Source organism: Streptomyces decoyicus (assembly GCF_019880305.1).
GTDB lineage: Bacteria > Actinomycetota > Actinomycetes > Streptomycetales > Streptomycetaceae > Streptomyces > Streptomyces decoyicus.
Window position 1 is genome coordinate 8,376,661 of sequence record NZ_CP082301.1, and the last position, 15,526, is coordinate 8,392,186.

Genomic DNA, 15,526 nt, shown 5'->3' on the forward strand with positions numbered 1-15,526 from the left:
GGGCATCTTCGACACCAAGTTCCAACTTGACGAGCGGATGGCCTACGACAGCTCCGATGACGTCAAGTCCGCCAAGGACACTTCCTTCGCATTCCACCGCGACGGCACCGTCACCGGCAAGCTTGGCTGCAACGACTTCACCGCCAAAGTCTTCTTCAACGGCTCCCACGTCTTCTTCCGCGACGCCCAACTCACCACTCACCACTCACCGCACCTGCGCAGCACAGAACATGGAGGACGAGGCATCCGCCTTCAAGACGCTGCAGCGTTCATTGAACTACCGCTATACCGGTGACAGTGGCGGGATCTACATGAGGGACGACCACACCAGCGAGGATCTGGCCACAGGTCTTGTCTTCCGGCCCGTCGCAGCCCGGTAGGTTGCAACCGCCCCACACGCCCGCACTAGCCGTCGATATTGCGCGGAAGATACTGCTGGTGTTCACGGTGGTGTCCTGGGACAGTCCGCTCGGGTTGGCCGAACGGCTTGACGGGGCCCTGTGCGGTGAAGGCTCGCTGGAATCAACATGGGGCGGGGTGGGTGGAGTTTGGTTGTTCCGGAGGGGTTGTGGGAGTTCGCGAAGCCGCTGATTCCTCCGTCGAAGGTGCGGCCGCAGGGCGCTGGGGCGCAAGACAGTCGACGTTCGCATCGCACGCAAGGGCATAGAGCCCAGCAACCGCTCGGGACCCCGTCGTCGGGTGAGGGCGATCCCGTAACTGGCCTTTGGCATGAGGGTAGTTGGCCAGGAGTGGATCCTGGGGGCCATCGGTGGGCTCCGTCGCCAGGTGCGGCAGAGAGCCCCTGGTATGGTGCGCCGATGTCAGAGATCAGGAAGTTCCAAGTCACCTTTGACTGCGCAGAACCTGAGCGCCTCGCTCGTTTCTGGTGTGAGGTGTTGGGGTACGTCGTGCCGCCACCACCGGAGGGGTTTGCCACTTGGGACGATTTCAAGCGCTCGCAGCCACCTGAGCAGCGGGATTCATGGTTCGCCTGCAGTGATCCCTCAGGTGTGGGCCCGCGACTGTACTTCCAGCGCGTCCCCGAAGGGAAGGCCGCCAAGAACCGGCTGCATCTCGATGTGCGGGTCGGTACGGGACTCGTGGGTGAAGAGCGCCTCGCCGCACTTGAGGCCGAATGCGCACGACTGGTCCCGCTCGGCGCGGTACACGTGCAAACGCTGTACGACGGAAATGATTCGTGCATCCCGATGCTGGACATCGAGGGCAACGAGTTCTGTGTCGACTGAGCATTCTCCGAGCTGGTGAGGTGGGGAGCCGCCTCCCTTGGACCTCCTCCTGCCAAGCTGGCAGTTCGGTCGGGCCGCGTTCACGGCGGTGCGGGATGAGCAGGCCGGTGCCCCGGTACCCGCCGTCCGCGCTGGCCGTGGCCCGGCCGACGGCGGCCTTCGCACCGGACAGTTCCCACGCCGCGCAGTCGTTCCCGTTGCCTGTGACGGGCCGGTCGGCCGGTCGGCCGGCCGACGGCGGCGACGACGAGTCGGGTGTCTGCCTCGATGACGACCTGGTGGTTGCTGGACATGGACGACGCCGCGATCGACGGCTCGCACGTCCGGGCGCTGAAGGGGGCCTCACGCCGGACCTTCGCCGGTCGACCGGGCCCGCCCCGGCAGCAAGCACCATCTGATCGTCGACCGCCATGGCACTCCTCTGGCCGTTTCGCTGACCAGCAGGAATCATCACGATGTCACTCAACTGATGCCCCTGCTGGACGCGATTCCCCGCATTCGTAGACCACGTGGCCGGCCACGTCACCGGCCAGGCCGACTGTTCGCCGACCGCGGCTACGACTACGAACAAGGACCGCCGACTTCTCCGGGCCGGCGGCATCCCACCGGAGGCCGTCCGGAAGGGCACCGCCCACGGCTTACGTTGACAGCCCGGTGGCCGACCTCAGGTTGGCTTGCGCCACACGGAGATGTGCTTCGCGGAGTCCTGGGTGAAGGGCGCCCCGTCCCAGTCCGCGACGCGACGTTCCAGCTCGAGCCCGGCGATCCGTGCCATCAGGTCGAGCTCTGCCGGCCAGGCGTACCGGTGCCGGGAGTTTCCGCGACGGTAGCGGCCGTCGTCGCCGTCGCGGGTGAAGTGGTGCGAGACGAGCATCTGCTCGACCAGGTCGAAGGTGTCGAAGCCGAGATGCTGCTCGGATACGTCGAACGGCACCGCTACCTGGCCGGGCGGCAGGAACCGCAGCGGCGGCACGCCCAGCTCGATGACGAATCGGCCGCCGGGCTCCAGATGACGTGCGGCGTTGCGGAAGCACTCGACCTGTTCGTCCTGCGTGAGCAGGTTGGTGATGGTGTTGTAGACGAGATAGACCAGGGTGAACTCGCCGGGGACGACGGTGGTAGCCATGTCCCCGATGGCTACCGGGAGCGTGCCCTCGTCGGTCTTGCACCGCAGTACCGCTGCCATGTGCTCGGACAGTTCGATGCCCACTACCGGCACGCCGCGTTCCCGGAGCGGGACGCCCACTCGTCCGGTGCCGATGGCGAACTCCAGTGCCCGGCCCTCCCCGGCGAGTTCGGCGAGGAAGGCGAGAGCCGGTCCGAGAACGGCAGCCGAGGACATCTCGGTCTCCGCGGCGTCGTAGCGGTCGGCGGTCGCACGGGTCCACAGCTCACTGCTCGTCACGGGCGGCCACTTTGCCGGGTGACGAAGGGCGTTGTCGACGCATTTGCCTTCCACCGGCTCCGACCACACATGATGCGATGCCGGCCGGCCGTCAGTGCCACTGCGCGAGCGCGTATCGGTGGGATGACCGATGTGCGGGAGGTGGGGACCTGGCCATAGTCCTCGGGAGATCGTTCGCGGGTGGCCGTGATGCACCCGTTTTTCGAAAGGAACTTCTGTGGGCACGTATGCGGATCTGGTGTTTCTCGGCGGACGGGTGGTCACGGTCGATGCGGAGTTCTCCGTCGCCTCGGCCCTGGCGGTGACCGATGGGATCATCAGTGCCGTCGGTGGGCAGGACGACGTCGCGCCGCTCGTCGGACCCGGCACCCGCCTCGTCGATCTTCGGGGGGCCACACTTCTTCCCGGTATCAACGATTCCCATCTGCACGGCTGCGCCTTCGGCATGGCGACGCCGCCGCTCTCCCTCGACCTCGGGCATCCCGCCGTGTCCTCCCTCGCGGACGTGGTCGAGGCGGTGCGGGAGGCCGTCGGGCGGGTTCCGGACGGGCAGTGGATCACAGGGCACGGCTGGGACACCGGTTACCTCGACGAGTGCGTCTCCGATCCGTCGCGGCTGCCCTCGCGGTGCGACCTCGACGCGGTGAGTCCTGACCACCCCGTCGTCCTCTATTCCTTCTCCGGGCACGCCACCTGGGTCAACTCCAAGGCACTGGAGCTCATCGGGATCGACCGGCACACCGTCGCGCCGCCCGGCGGGGCCATCGTTGCCGACGAAGCGGGGGAGCCGACCGGGCTGCTTCACGAGGGGGCCCAGGCCCTCGTCCAGAACGCGCTGCCGCCACTCAGCCGGCAGGAGCGGACCGACGCGATCAGATCGACCCTCGCCACGCTCGCCCGGCTCGGCGTGACCAGCTACACCGAGCCGGGTCTCGGCCCCGGCGGCGACGGCATCATGCGCGGCGCGCTCGGCGCGGAAACCCTCGACATCTACCGCCGGCTGCTGGCCGACGGCGAACTGACCGTCCGCCTCGGCGTCCTGCTCCTGCCCACCGGAATGGCGAGCACCGCCGAAGAGTTCGCCCGCACCCTCACTGCCCTCGGCGAGATTGGCGACGCCGATCCGCGCCGCCTCGCGATCCACGGAGTCAAGATCTTCGCCGACGGCATCGTCCCCAACAAGACGTCCTGGATGCACGAGCCGTACGTCGGCGGCGGCTGCGGCTCCTTGTGCGTCGGCGGCGAGACCGACGACGAGCGGATCGCCGAGATCGACGCCATCATCCGGCACGCCCACGTCGCCGGGCACCAACTGGGCGTCCACGTCACCGGCGACCGGGCCTGCGACACCGTCGCGGACGCCTTCGCCGCGGCCATGGCCGAGAACCCGCGGCCCGATGCCCGCCACTACGTCATCCACGGCGACTTCCTCACCGCGCACAGCATGAAGGTGCTGGCCGCGCACGGCTTCGGCGTCAACATGAACCCCACCATCAAGTGGACCGTCGCCGACATGGAGGAGGAGTTCGTCGGCGCCGGACGGGCCGCGTACGCATGGCCCTACCGCGATGCCATCGACGCCGGCGTAAGGGTCGCGAGCGGGTCCGACGCCCCCGTCACGTATCCGGACTGGCGCCAGGGCGTCGCCACCATGGTGCTGCGCGAGTCGAAGGCAGCCGGCCGGGTCAGCGGCCCCGAGCAGCGCATCGGCCTGGCCGAGGCGATCCGTACGTACACGATCGACGCGGCCTGGCAGGACTTCGCCGACGACTGGAAGGGCTCCCTGGAGCCGGGCAAGGTCGCCGACCTCTGTGTGCTCGACGGGGACCTGCTCACCGCCGACCCTCACGACATCCCGGAGATGCCCGTCGTCCTCACCGTCGTGGACGGGCAGGTCGTGCACGACACCCTTCGCGATTGACGTATTCCGGGCACGTGATCATCCTTGGGGGATGGCAGCGAAGCGGAGCACGGCGGACATCGTGGACGCGGCCGTCCGTGTCCGTGAGGCCGCCAGGAGCGCCACGAGCGGCGCGACCGGCGTCGGCACGGTCCTGGCGGCGCTGTCGGAGGTGATGGAGTACGACCACGCCTCCCTGGCCCGTTGGGATCCGCTGCGCAGGCGCCACACCACCCTGGCCGGGAGCTACCCGGACGACGCCACGGCCTACATCGAGACCCGCCTCCACCACGACCCGGTGTTTCCCGTGCTCCGCAGCCCGGCCCGAGGCGGTCTCTGGCTCAGGGACGTCCCCTGGCAGCTCCTGGCGACATCCCCGGGATTCCAGGAGGTGCTGTGTCCCCTCGGTATCGAGGACGGCGTGGCCCAGTGCCTGTTCGCCGCCGACGGCCGGTACGTCGGCATGCTGAACGTCAGCACCCGCCGGCCGCGGCGCGCGCCCGATCCGGCGCGCGCCGTGGTCACCCTGCTCACCGAGGCCCTCGCCGCGGCCGTCGACCCCCGCTCGGGCCCGCCGCCCGAGGAGACCGCCGCGGCCGGCCCCGCCGCGAACGCGCGGCGGCCGGGCGGACTCTCGCCGCGGGAGCTCCAGGTGCTGGCCGAACTGACCACCGGCCGCACCAACCGGGAGATCGCCGAGCGCCTGTACATCACGCCGCGCACCGTAGGGACCCACATCGAGCACATCCTCGCCAAGCTCGGCCTCCCCAACCGCGCGGCCGCCGCCGCCCGAGCCGCCGTCTGGGGAATCGAACTCGCCCGCTGACGCGAGCCCCACAACGCACAGCGCTTGGACCGCGGGCGCGCCCGGGCGGGACACCCCGTTTGCACACCTGCTGGGGCGACAACAGAGGGGCGAGGCAGGGCCAGTGTGGTTCCAACGCCGGCAGGCTGGACGCTCTTGTGCTCATGGCAGACGCATCGACATGAACTCAGCGACGTGGAGCGGGAGTTACTCGCCCCCCTGGTACCCCGGGGCGGAATCGGCCGAGCCCCCGGTGGACGACCGGCGCATCCTCAACGGCGTGGTGTTCAAGAGCCGCACCGGTATCGCATGGCGGGATCTGCCCGAGCGCTACGGCCTCGGAAGACGGTCTGCAGACGCTTCCGGCGCGATGTCATACGATCACGGGCCCAGCGCCGGCGCTCTGCGGGCCGAGGGAACGGGTACAGCAGAAATCCGGTTACGGCTTCGGCGTTTCTCAGGGGTGTCACCCATCTCGAAAAGTCGCACCTGCCCCAACGCACATGCTCAGTCCGCCAACTCAAGCACCCATCCGCCCGGTGGAACGCTCAGTCACATCGCGCGACGCCAGGGGCCGGATCTCTCGGGCAGCACCCTTGTCAGACCTCGATTGACTGGCTAAATCCAAAGATAAGTCTGAGGTTAAAGGGGTGCTAGGGTTTGGGGTGGAGGTGAAGTATGCCCACCGAGGAAGAGCTGTTCACGGCGGTCGATGCGCTGCTGGAAGGCGAGCCGCAGTTGCCGTCGCCGGCGGAGCGGGCCCGGCTCCGGGAGGCAGCCGGTGTCACCCAGGCACGCCTGGCCCAGGTTCTGAAGTCCACCACGCAGACGGTGAAGAACTGGGAGAACGGTCGCAGCGAACCGCGGCCGCCTCGCCTGCAGGCTTATCAGCGCCTGCTGGAGGGCTGGGCGGCCAAGTACCCGCTCGCGCCGGTACCCGAGACGCTCCCTGACTCTGTGGAGCAGCCGGCCGCGCCACAGGCCCTGGACGAACCGGCCCAGCCCTCCGCGGCGTCGGCTCCAGATCCCGTGCGCGCGGTGAGTCCCGTCAGGCCGTCGGCCTCGCGTCGTCCGGCCGCGAAGAAGGCCGCCCCGAAGCCCCCTGCGGCTGAGGCCGCTGTCGATGAGCGGTTCGCGCACGGCCCGCTCGCGGTGCTGGACGGGGACGGCTCGGCGTACTGCGTCGGTGGCCTGGTCCTGGACTGCCCGGCCAAGACCTTCCCGGCGCTGGTCGAATGGGCCCTGAACGAGGCGAAACTGGGCGCCCCGAGACTCAACCGCAACGGCAAGGACGCCGACCCGCTGATCGTCCTCACTGACGAAGCCGCCGAACACCTCGGCCTCCCCCCCGTCCTGGAAGACCGGCGCGGCCTGCGCCTGCCCGACGACCACAAGGTCATCAAGCAGCTCACCAAGGCCAAGTGGAAACTGACCAAGCGCGGATTCGGCCCCTGGCCCCGGGTCTACCGCCCCGCCGAGGGCGGCCAGCGGCAGTGCGTACAGTTCGCGATCCTGCCGTGGGGCGCGCTCGACACCCGCTCCTGGGGCGACACCGGACAGCTCCCGCCGGCCGACGTCGCCGCCGTGCTCGGCACCTACGCCACTCGCGTCCTGACCCCGCGTGGCTCGACCGCTGTGTGCGGGCTGGAGTTGATGAGTGCGCTGCGTCCGCCGACTCGTGCGGTCAAGGATGCGGTCACGGGCTCATGGGTGTCCGGGCCGAATCCGGGCTCGCTGACAGAGCCGGTCGACCCTGCGCCGCCTGAGGCGCCTGCCGAGCATCCACTGGTCGCTGCCCTCTACCCCCGCCATCACGTCCGCACCCCGGACCAGGTCATCGACGAGGAGGCATACGACTGGTTCCGCCCGCTGACCGATGAGGAGTGCACCCAGGGCTACACTCACGCCGTCGGCATCGACGTCAACATGGCCTTTGCCGCCGCCGCCAACCGCCTCGTCATCGGCACCGGCCCCGCCACCCACGTCAAGAATCCGGCGTTCGACGCGAAGCTGCCCGGCTCCTGGCTCGTCGACCTCTCCCACATCGAGACCGACCCGCGCCTGCCCAGCCCGTTCACGCCGACAGGCACCCGCCCGACCGGGCCGGCCTGGTACTCCACCTCGACCGTCGCCTACGCAGTCGAACTCGGCGCCCCCATCCAGCCGTCCGAGGCATATCTCCGCCGCGAACACGGCGCCTACTTCGACGCCTGGTACACCCACCTGCGCAACGCCTACATGGCCACCATGGCCGACCTCGGTGTCGAAGCCGGCATGAGCGAGGCCGACTTCCTCGCCGCCATGGCCCGGCACAAGGACATCGACCCGGGGCAGGCAGCGGTCCTCTCGGCCATCAAGTCGACGGTCAAGGGCGGCATCGGCAAGCTGCGCGAACGCCCCCAGGGCATCAGGCACAAGTTCGGCGAGCCGTGGCCGGCCCTCCAGCGCCCGACCTGGAGCCCCCACGCCCGCGCCGAGCTGATCGCCAAGGCACGCACCAACCAGCACCGTAAGCTCACGGCCTGGGCACGCGCGGGCCTGTTCCCGGTGGCGATCCTGTCCGACTGCGCCGTCTACCTCTCCCACGGCCCGAGCCCGCTGGACTTCATGCCCCGCACCCCCGACGGCAAGCCGCTGCCCGGAGGATTCCGCCTCGGCGTCAGCCCCGGCATGGTCAAGCACGAAGGCACCCGCGACTTCCTCTGGCTCGCCCAGACCATCGAGGACGACCGGATCAACCCGGCCCGCCACATCAAGGGCGACGACGCCCCCGACAGCGGAGAGTAGGAGACCGACGTGGGCATCCTCGGCGACAGCCTGGAGAAGGCCGCAGCCGCCAACGCCACCCGCCCCATCCCCAAGTCCGCGGGCGCGCAGATGCGGTTCCTGGTCAAGCAGCACAAGGGCTCCACCAAAGCCGTGGCCCAGCTCCTGGGCATCTCCCAGCGCACCGTGGAACGCTATGTCAAAGACCAGATCAAGCGGCCCCGCAAACACCTCGCCGCCCGCATAGAGCGCGAGGTCCGCCGCCGCTGGCAGCCCAAGGTGCGCGAAAAAGCCCAGCGCCGCGCCGCGCAGACCGGCGGCATCACCCTCGAGACCCGGGCCCGTTTCGGCTTCACCGCCGCCCCTGGAACAACGGACGACGGCCGCATCCGCCTGATCACCCAGCACCTCCCGCCCGCCTACGCCGCCCGCCTCTTCGACGCCCAGGCCACCGGCGCCACCGAGCAGCAGCTGCAGAACATCGCCGCCGAAGGCCTGCAGGAGATCTACTTCAAGGACCGCGGGCGCCGCGCCGACGGCCTTCTCGTGGAGTTCACCGACATCGACTATGTCGAGATGGACTTCTGAAACAGCGGCATGCGTGAGGGCCTGGAACCGACGATTTCCAGGCCCTCATACGTGTCTGCGCGGGGGACGGGCATAAAGACGCACTCACCCAACGACACTGCGCCGGACGCGGCACGGTCCGCGGGTACTCCGCGGGCTCCGGCCGGCTCGCGGCCGGCGGCCAGGCGGGTGATGCGAACTGGCCGGGCTGGTAGTCGCCGACGGGCTGCTGGATGATGACGCTCATCTCGTGCACGTCCCAGTCGTTCGCCCGGCCCTCGCAGGCCAGTCCTTCTCAGGCTAGAGCTCTGGCGGGAGAGCGCGGGCGCGGCCTGGCTCTGAGCCGTCCACGATCCACGCGATGGATCACCGCGAGGGCGGGACGGGGCAACACCGCCCCGCGGCGCCCGCCTCCGCATGGGATCACAAGGTGGGCGGCCACCGGCTTCGACGAGGGCCGCTACAAAAACGCAACACCGTCGAACCGGCCCTCAACAAGCTGAAGAAAACGGGGCCGTGGCCACCCGCTACGACGAACGCGGCTACAAGTTCCTCGGTACGTCACCGCAGCTCCCCTCGTCATCTGGCTCCGCGCGTCATCGGCCGCGCAGGTCCTCCGTCGAACGTTCTTGAAGCGCATGCCTGCTCCACCCACTACGGTCTCCGGGTGACCGAACTTCAGACCTTGCGAGCCACCCGTGAGTCCTACGACGCCATCGCACCCACCTACGCGCAGTTGTTCCACGACTCCCTGCGCGACCGTCCCCTGGAGCGCGCCCTCCTGAGGGCATTCGCGGAGCTGGTGCGGGCGAACGATGACCGCGAAGTCGCAGACCTCGGCTGTGGGCCGGGGTACGTCACAGCTCACTTGCACGAGTTGGGCCTGAATGTCTTCGGTGTCGATGCCTCCCCCGTGATGGTCGAGCTCGCTCGCGAGGCGAACCCCGGACTTCGCTTCGAGGTCGGCTCGATGGCCGCGCTGGACATCGAGGACGGCGCGCTGGGCGGGGTGCTCTCGCGGTGGTCCGTCATCCATACCCCGCCGCAGGACGTGCCCGCCGTCTTGGCCGAAATCGCCCGGATCCTGGCTCCCGGCGGGCACCTGTTGATCGACTTTCCCGCCACCGACGGCCCCCACCACGAGACGCAGGCCTACGACCATGCGGTGACAACGGCCTACCGCTGGTCCCCCGACCGTCTCGCCGCGCTCCTGCGCGACCACGGATTGGCTGAGGCAGCCCGTACGGTGATCGAGCCGAAGCCCACCGATCGTCGGCAGTTCCAAGAGGTCCAGCTCCTCGCCTGCAAGGCGTAGACCTCGATCATGTGACGGCGTCGGCTCGGACCGATGGGCGGGGGATCGGGCGGGATCTCCGGAACGAGGGCGTGAAGACGAAGTGAGCCGGGCGCGCGCCGAACCCGCGGCCGACGCACGGGTCTTCCTCGCCCACCGGGCGCTGCCGATCGGGCAGCAGGGTGCATCGGGTCGCCGGGCCGACAAAACACACCGGACACGTCGGAGTTGGCGGGCGTGCGGGGTGGGCGGGCACCGGCAGCGAACCCGTAACCCAGGGGAGATGGCCGGGCGCTGCGCGCGAGCGCCCTCACGGGACCCCGCCAGTCACCTGCACACCACATCCACAGAGACGAACCCCGTTACGCGGCTATGACATAGCCGGGTTGAGTCGCCGTCATCGCACAAGTAGGTTCGCTGTGAACCGAGTTCTACTATGCACCGGCGTCCGTTCGCCGGAAGGATGGACGCCACGTGGGTTCCCACGCCCGACCCAACCGAATACACCGCACCGGAGTCCGGATCGCGATGGTCGCACTTGTCGGTACCGCCCTGCCGATCACTGCCGGCGGCCTCGCCGAGGCGGCCACCCCCAGCGCCACGCACTCCGCAGACGAGAACGACCAGCAGGGTAGTGAGGCCACCACAACTGCCGGCCAGAAGCAGGGCACGCAGCAGCAGTTCCAGCCTGCCCAGGCGGCACAGCACGCTGTCAAGGACAAGGCAGTCGATGCGCAGAACGCGAAGGACCAGGCCGCTCCCCAGGTCAACGCCGACCACGCCTTCCTGCTGGACGCCCGCGACGGCAGCCAGGAGCGGGAGCTGTGGGGCGGGGCCAAGGCGGACGAGAGCGTGCCGATGGCCAGCACCACCAAGATCATGACGGCCATTGTGGTGCTCAAGCACCCGGAGTGGCTGAACCGGCAGATCACGGTGAAGCAGGAGTACCGGGACTACGTCCAGAAGGTCGGCGGCAGCACGGCCGACCTCCAGACCGGCGATACGCTGACCGTCGAGCAGCTGCTGCACGCCATGCTGATCCCATCCGGCGACGACGCCGCAATGGCCCTGGCCGACAACCTCGGTTCCGGGGACACCGAGGACGCGCGGATCGCCGACTTCGTGAACCAGATGAACGCCGAGGCGCAACAACTGGGCTTGACCGGTACGCACTTCGACAGCTTCGACGGCATCTCTCACGGCAACAACCACAGCACTGCCCGCGACCTGGCCAGGCTCGGCCAGCGCGCCATGCTGCAGCCGGTGTTCGCCGATGTCGTGAAGAACAAGCAGTTCAAGACCGAGGCCCCGGCGGCCAACGGCCGCACCCGGTACTACACCTGGGACAACACCAACAAGCTGCTGAGCAGCTACGACGGTGCCCTGGGCATCAAGACGGGCAGCGGCCCGGAGGCCGGCTACTCCCTCGTCTTCGCCGCCAAGCGGGACAACCGCATCCTGGTCGGCGCGATCCTCAAGGATGACAACGGCCGCTTCGACGACGCCACCAAGATGCTCGACTGGGGCTTCGCCCACTGAACAGACAGGGCCCTCCCGGCGCTGAGCGCACCGCGGTGCCGACGAGGACTGCGCAGTCGTCGCGCAGGGGGACGCGCGGTATCACTCCCCTATCTCCCGTGTCAGGTGGGGTGCGGCGGGTCTGCGGGATCGGCCGTGAGCCGACGCGCCGCGTCGGGCGCAACACCCGTCCTCCCCGCCGAGCCGCGCACCGCCCGTGCACGGCCCGCCACCCCCCGCCCTGCCGTCGACCGGGACATGCTGCGCCCGACCTTCAGGCCCTGGAGCTGACCGACGACCAACTGCCGAGGTTCATCATGAAGTCCTCTACCTAGCTGTCCTGACCTGGGGTGATGCGGTCATGCATGTCTCTGACCTGCGGAGATGATTCCTTCAGCGTCTTTCAGGCTCGTGCCGCGTTACGCAGCCGATTCCCCCCGGGCTTCCCACGGACGCCCAAACTCCCCAGATTCTCCCCAGGGATGGTCCGTGCAGCGGGACGCACCGTCGGAAGCCGGCCCCATCCACATGGTCCGGACCTTGGTGCATGATGCCGCTCGCGGAGGACCTGAAGATCGCGCGGGCATCCGTCGGTTCCTGACGGCACTATGGGCAGCGCACCGTGTTCTCGGTGCGGTGAGGAGCCATGCTGCTGCGGTAACCGGGTGCCTCGTCGCGCTGGCCCGGGTACGCCCTTCTGGGCGGGCCGCCGATGTCTGCTTTGCCTCCCAGGTGCCCTTCTGCCGGCGAGCGGCTTGGCCTTTTTGGCGGTCATCGCGGCTACCGGCGGATTTGGCCGCAACCTGTGCCCGGCTCTGCTATCGCGATCATCGCTCTGCGTGCCGTGGCGACGGTGCAGGCGTCGGCATCCTGATGACCGGGAGGCCGCCTATCCGACCGGCGTGACTACTGTCGACCCGGACTTCCACGGCATGCTGGGCGCGCCCACGAGCAGTACGCCAACGAACTGGACACCGAAGGCTTTTGAGGGCTCTTCCAGGATGAGGTGCCAGGAGATTTCGGTCAGTTCGAAGGACAAACCTTGCCCGGCATTTCTTTGATCTGCAGCCTGTGGTGGAGCAAGTCACATAAAAAAACGCCGCCGGACAGGGCGTGGGAGAGCATGGTGTGGGGCGGGGGCGCTTCGAGGGTTCCGGAGCGTTTGGCCAAGGGCGATCGAAAAGCGGATGAGATGTGCCGCTTCACTCACCATCTCCTACGCAGTGGATAACTTGCCCGAGGCAATGCAATTGCCCTCCGGAACGCGCACTGCCACGCCGCAGACCGGACGGATTGCCGGGCGGAGCGAGCAGCGCTCCGGGCTCCGACGCGCGATCTCGCCGGGACGGTACGAGGGTGGTAGTGATGGACACACCGGTGACGACGTTCAGTGAGAGCCCGGACGACCCGTTCGCGGTGCGTCGCTCGGCTTCCGCGGTGCTAGACGGCCAAGGGCGGGTCGTCGGCTGGAGCGAGCGTGCCGAGGCGCTGCTCGGCTACTCGCCTGAGGAGGCACTGGGCCGGACGGCCCGCGACCTCCTGCTGGACCCGTGCGATGAAGACGTCGTCATGGCGGCGGTGACGGCCTGTGTGAGCGCCGGAGGCTGGTTCGGGGTCATTCCTGTGAGGGACCGGAGTGGCAAACGGGTCGAGCTGGGCTGCCGGGCCCGGGCGGCGGTGCGGTCGGGCACCAGCATCGAATGGCTCCTCGTGAGCGCGCCCGCGGAGCAGGTGATCCAGTGGGAGACGGACCGGTCGGTCCTGGACGGGATGTTCCGCCGGTCCCCGATCGGTCTTGCCGTCCTCGCCCCTGACCTGAGCCTTCTACGGGTGAACCGGGCGATCGCACGGTTCGGCGGCATTCCGGCCGAGTACTACCCGGGGATGCGCATCGGAGACTTCGTCGCCGACCGGGACACGGCCATGGTGGAGTCGGGGCTGCGGCGGGTGGTCGACACGGGTGAACCCCTGATCTTCACCGAGCAGCCCTGCCACCTGCGGCATGACCCTGGCAGGGAAATGTTCGTCTCCGTTTCGGCCTTCCGTATGCAGGACTCGGCCGGCCGGATCCTCGGTGTCACCGAGCTCGTCGAGGACGTCACGGACCGTTACCGGGCGCGCCGGAGACTGGCGCTGCTCAATGAGGCCGGTGCCCGTATCGGCACCACCCTCGACGTGGAGGTCACGGCGCGCGAGCTGGCCGAGGTGGCGGTCCCCGACCTCGCGGACTGTGCCTCCGTAGACCTGCTCGAACCGGTGGCCCGCGGTGAGGAGCCTGGTCAGGAGCCGTCGGCAGCCCTGCGCAGGACGGCCGTCCGGAGCGTCCCGCCCGAGGCGCCACCGGTGATGTTCCCGGTGGGCCACACGATGCACTTCCCTCCGGAGGCACCGCAGGCCAGATGTCTGGCCGAGCGTCGTCCCGTCCTCGAAGCGGTGCTGGAGTGCTCCCCCTCCTGGTCGTCCTTGGATACGGACAAGGTCGAGCGGATCCGCGACCTGGGTGTCCACTCGCTCATCGCGGTGCCGTTGGTCGCGCGCGGCCTCGTGCTGGGCGTGGTGAGCCTGTGGCGGTGGCGCCGGCCCGAGCCGTTCGAGGAGGACGACCTGACGCTGGCCGAGGAGTTCGCCGCCCGCGCCGCCGTGTGCATCGACAACGCCCGCCGCTACACCCAGCAGCAACAGGCCGCGGTCGCCCTGCAGCGCAGTCTGCTCCCGCGCGAGGTGCCCGAGCACCATGCGGTCGAGATCGCCCACCGGTATCGGCCCGCCGACGCCACCACCGGCGTCGGTGGCGACTGGTTCGACGTCATCCCGCTCTCCGGGCTCCGGGTCGCCCTCGTCGTCGGAGATGTAGTCGGTCGCGGCATCCACGCCGCGGCCACCATGGGTCGACTGCGCACCGCAGTCCACACCCTCGCCAACCTCGACCTGCCACCGGACGAGGTCCTCTCCCACCTGGACGACCTCGTGGACCGGCTGGCTGCCGAGCAGGAAGCGACCGGCGAGCGCTCCCCGCAGGTGATCGGCGCGACCTGCCTGTACGCGGTCTACGACCCGGTCTCCGGGCGCTGCGCCCTCGCCCGTGCCGGTCACCCGCCGCCCGCGGTGGTGACACCGGACGGACGGGTGGACTTCCCCGACCTGCCCGCCGGCCCGCCGCTCGGCCTGGGCGGGCTGCCGTTCGAAACCGTCGAGTTGCCACTGCCCGAGGGCTCTCTGCTCGTCCTCTACACCGATGGACTCCTGGCGGCATGGCGCCGCGATCTCGACGAGGGTCTGGCTCTTTTGCGCGGAGCGCTGAGCGATCCCGCCCGCTCGCTGGACGACACCTGCAAGGCGGTGGAGGACGCCCTGCTCCCCGAGAGCCCCAGCGATGACATCGCGATGCTCGCAGCCCGCACCCGTTGCCTGGCCGAACACCAGGTGGCCACCTGGGAGTTGCCGGCCGAACCGACCGCGGCCGCCGAGGCCCGGAAGCTCGTGGCGACCCAGCTCGACGACTGGGGCCTGGAGGAAACGGCCCTCACCACCGAGCTGATCGTCAGTGAGCTGGTCACCAATGCCTACCGCTACAGCAGCGGTCCGGCCACCCTCCGGCTCATCCGGGACCACCACCTCATCTGCGAGGTCTCGGACACCAGCAGCACCTCGCCGCACCTGCGCCACGCCGCCACAACCGACGAAGGCGGCCGCGGCCTCTTCCTGGTCGCCCAACTCACCGAACGCTGGGGCACCCGCTACGTACGCAACGGCAAGACCATCTGGGCGGAGCAGCCGTTGGAGCCGGCGGCCAGGGGGGAGGAATACGGACTAGACGCGTTGTGGCTCCCGAATCCACGCCCACGCCCACGTCCGACTCCGACTCCGCCTCCAACGCCGACTCCGCCTCCAACGCCAGCCCCTCGACACCCTGAGCGGCGCCCTCAGCCCGACCTGCGACGCCCCACCCGCCGCAGTCGTCGTCCGCTGACGTTGCCGTGAGGCGTTTGCAGTCAAACGCCTCAGAGGCCCCGCCGGAAATCAG

At 69.2% G+C, this 15,526-nt stretch carries 11 protein-coding genes and 2 pseudogenes; 11 read left to right on the top strand and 2 right to left on the bottom strand.

Annotated elements, in window-relative coordinates:
• The first annotated feature begins 37 nt into the window (after positions 1–37).
• Positions 38–295, top strand: a complete 258-nt coding sequence (locus K7C20_RS36705; protein WP_150127291.1) for an META domain-containing protein — start codon at positions 38–40, stop codon at positions 293–295.
• Positions 296–818: 523 nt separating this feature from the next.
• Positions 819–1,247, top strand: a complete 429-nt coding sequence (locus K7C20_RS36710; protein WP_030075162.1) for a VOC family protein — start codon at positions 819–821, stop codon at positions 1,245–1,247.
• Between the two features lie 43 nt (positions 1,248–1,290).
• On the opposite strand, the pseudogene K7C20_RS36715 reads toward K7C20_RS36710, so the two are convergent.
• Positions 1,291–1,537, bottom strand: a pseudogene (locus tag K7C20_RS36715) (IS5/IS1182 family transposase); the annotation flags it as partial.
• Here K7C20_RS36715 and K7C20_RS36720 point away from each other — a divergent pair.
• Positions 1,533–1,885: pseudogene (locus tag K7C20_RS36720) on the top strand (transposase); the annotation flags it as partial. The pseudogenes K7C20_RS36715 and K7C20_RS36720 overlap by 5 nt on opposite strands.
• A 26-nt stretch (positions 1,886–1,911) precedes the next feature.
• Here K7C20_RS36720 and K7C20_RS36725 read toward each other — a convergent pair.
• The gene (locus K7C20_RS36725) at positions 1,912–2,652 is read right to left on the bottom strand and encodes a class I SAM-dependent DNA methyltransferase (RefSeq protein ID WP_053209638.1); all 741 of its coding nucleotides are present in this window, start codon (positions 2,650–2,652) and stop codon (positions 1,912–1,914) included.
• 217 nt (positions 2,653–2,869) lie between these two features.
• Here K7C20_RS36725 and K7C20_RS36730 point away from each other — a divergent pair, with 217 nt between their 5' ends.
• The 8 genes from K7C20_RS36730 to K7C20_RS36765 all read left to right on the top strand — a co-directional run bounded on the left by K7C20_RS36730 (position 2,870) and on the right by K7C20_RS36765 (position 15,483).
• On the top strand, positions 2,870–4,573 hold the full coding sequence (locus K7C20_RS36730) for an amidohydrolase (protein WP_053209639.1): 1,704 nt from the start codon (positions 2,870–2,872) through the stop codon (positions 4,571–4,573).
• A gap of 31 nt (positions 4,574–4,604) precedes the next feature.
• Positions 4,605–5,378, top strand: a complete 774-nt coding sequence (locus K7C20_RS36735; RefSeq protein ID WP_030075159.1) for a helix-turn-helix transcriptional regulator — start codon at positions 4,605–4,607, stop codon at positions 5,376–5,378.
• 160 nt (positions 5,379–5,538) lie between these two features.
• A complete protein-coding gene (locus tag K7C20_RS39580) occupies positions 5,539–5,979 on the top strand; it encodes a transposase (RefSeq protein ID WP_078953350.1) in 441 nt (146 codons plus the stop codon).
• A 56-nt stretch (positions 5,980–6,035) separates the two neighbouring features.
• The gene (tap, locus tag K7C20_RS36745; RefSeq protein ID WP_030075158.1) at positions 6,036–8,144 is read left to right on the top strand and encodes a telomere-associated protein Tap; all 2,109 of its coding nucleotides are present in this window, start codon (positions 6,036–6,038) and stop codon (positions 8,142–8,144) included.
• A 9-nt stretch (positions 8,145–8,153) separates the two neighbouring features.
• The gene (tpg, locus tag K7C20_RS36750) at positions 8,154–8,711 is read left to right on the top strand and encodes a telomere-protecting terminal protein Tpg (protein WP_030075157.1); all 558 of its coding nucleotides are present in this window, start codon (positions 8,154–8,156) and stop codon (positions 8,709–8,711) included.
• Between the two features lie 646 nt (positions 8,712–9,357).
• On the top strand, positions 9,358–10,005 hold the full coding sequence (locus K7C20_RS36755; protein ID WP_030075155.1) for a class I SAM-dependent DNA methyltransferase: 648 nt from the start codon (positions 9,358–9,360) through the stop codon (positions 10,003–10,005).
• Positions 10,006–10,458: 453 nt separating this feature from the next.
• Positions 10,459–11,523 carry a D-alanyl-D-alanine carboxypeptidase family protein gene (locus K7C20_RS36760; RefSeq protein ID WP_030075154.1) on the top strand — a complete coding sequence of 355 codons (1,065 nt, stop codon included), beginning with the start codon at positions 10,459–10,461 and terminating at the stop codon, positions 11,521–11,523.
• A gap of 1,344 nt (positions 11,524–12,867) precedes the next feature.
• Positions 12,868–15,483, top strand: a complete 2,616-nt coding sequence (locus tag K7C20_RS36765) for a SpoIIE family protein phosphatase (protein WP_063781288.1) — start codon at positions 12,868–12,870, stop codon at positions 15,481–15,483.
• Positions 15,484–15,526: the final 43 nt, after the last annotated feature.

Excerpts from the sequence above, each read along its gene's own strand:
- K7C20_RS36735 (WP_030075159.1), top strand. The coding sequence starts at position 4,605 with ATGGCAGCGAAGCGGAGCACGGCGGACATCGTGGACGCGGCCGTCCGT.
- K7C20_RS36705 (WP_150127291.1), top strand. The coding sequence starts at position 38 with ATGGCCTACGACAGCTCCGATGACGTCAAGTCCGCCAAGGACACTTCC.
- K7C20_RS36710 (WP_030075162.1), top strand. The coding sequence starts at position 819 with ATGTCAGAGATCAGGAAGTTCCAAGTCACCTTTGACTGCGCAGAACCT.
- K7C20_RS39580 (WP_078953350.1), top strand. The coding sequence starts at position 5,539 with ATGAACTCAGCGACGTGGAGCGGGAGTTACTCGCCCCCCTGGTACCCC.
- K7C20_RS36765 (WP_063781288.1), top strand. The coding sequence starts at position 12,868 with ATGGACACACCGGTGACGACGTTCAGTGAGAGCCCGGACGACCCGTTC.
- tap (WP_030075158.1), top strand. The coding sequence starts at position 6,036 with ATGCCCACCGAGGAAGAGCTGTTCACGGCGGTCGATGCGCTGCTGGAA.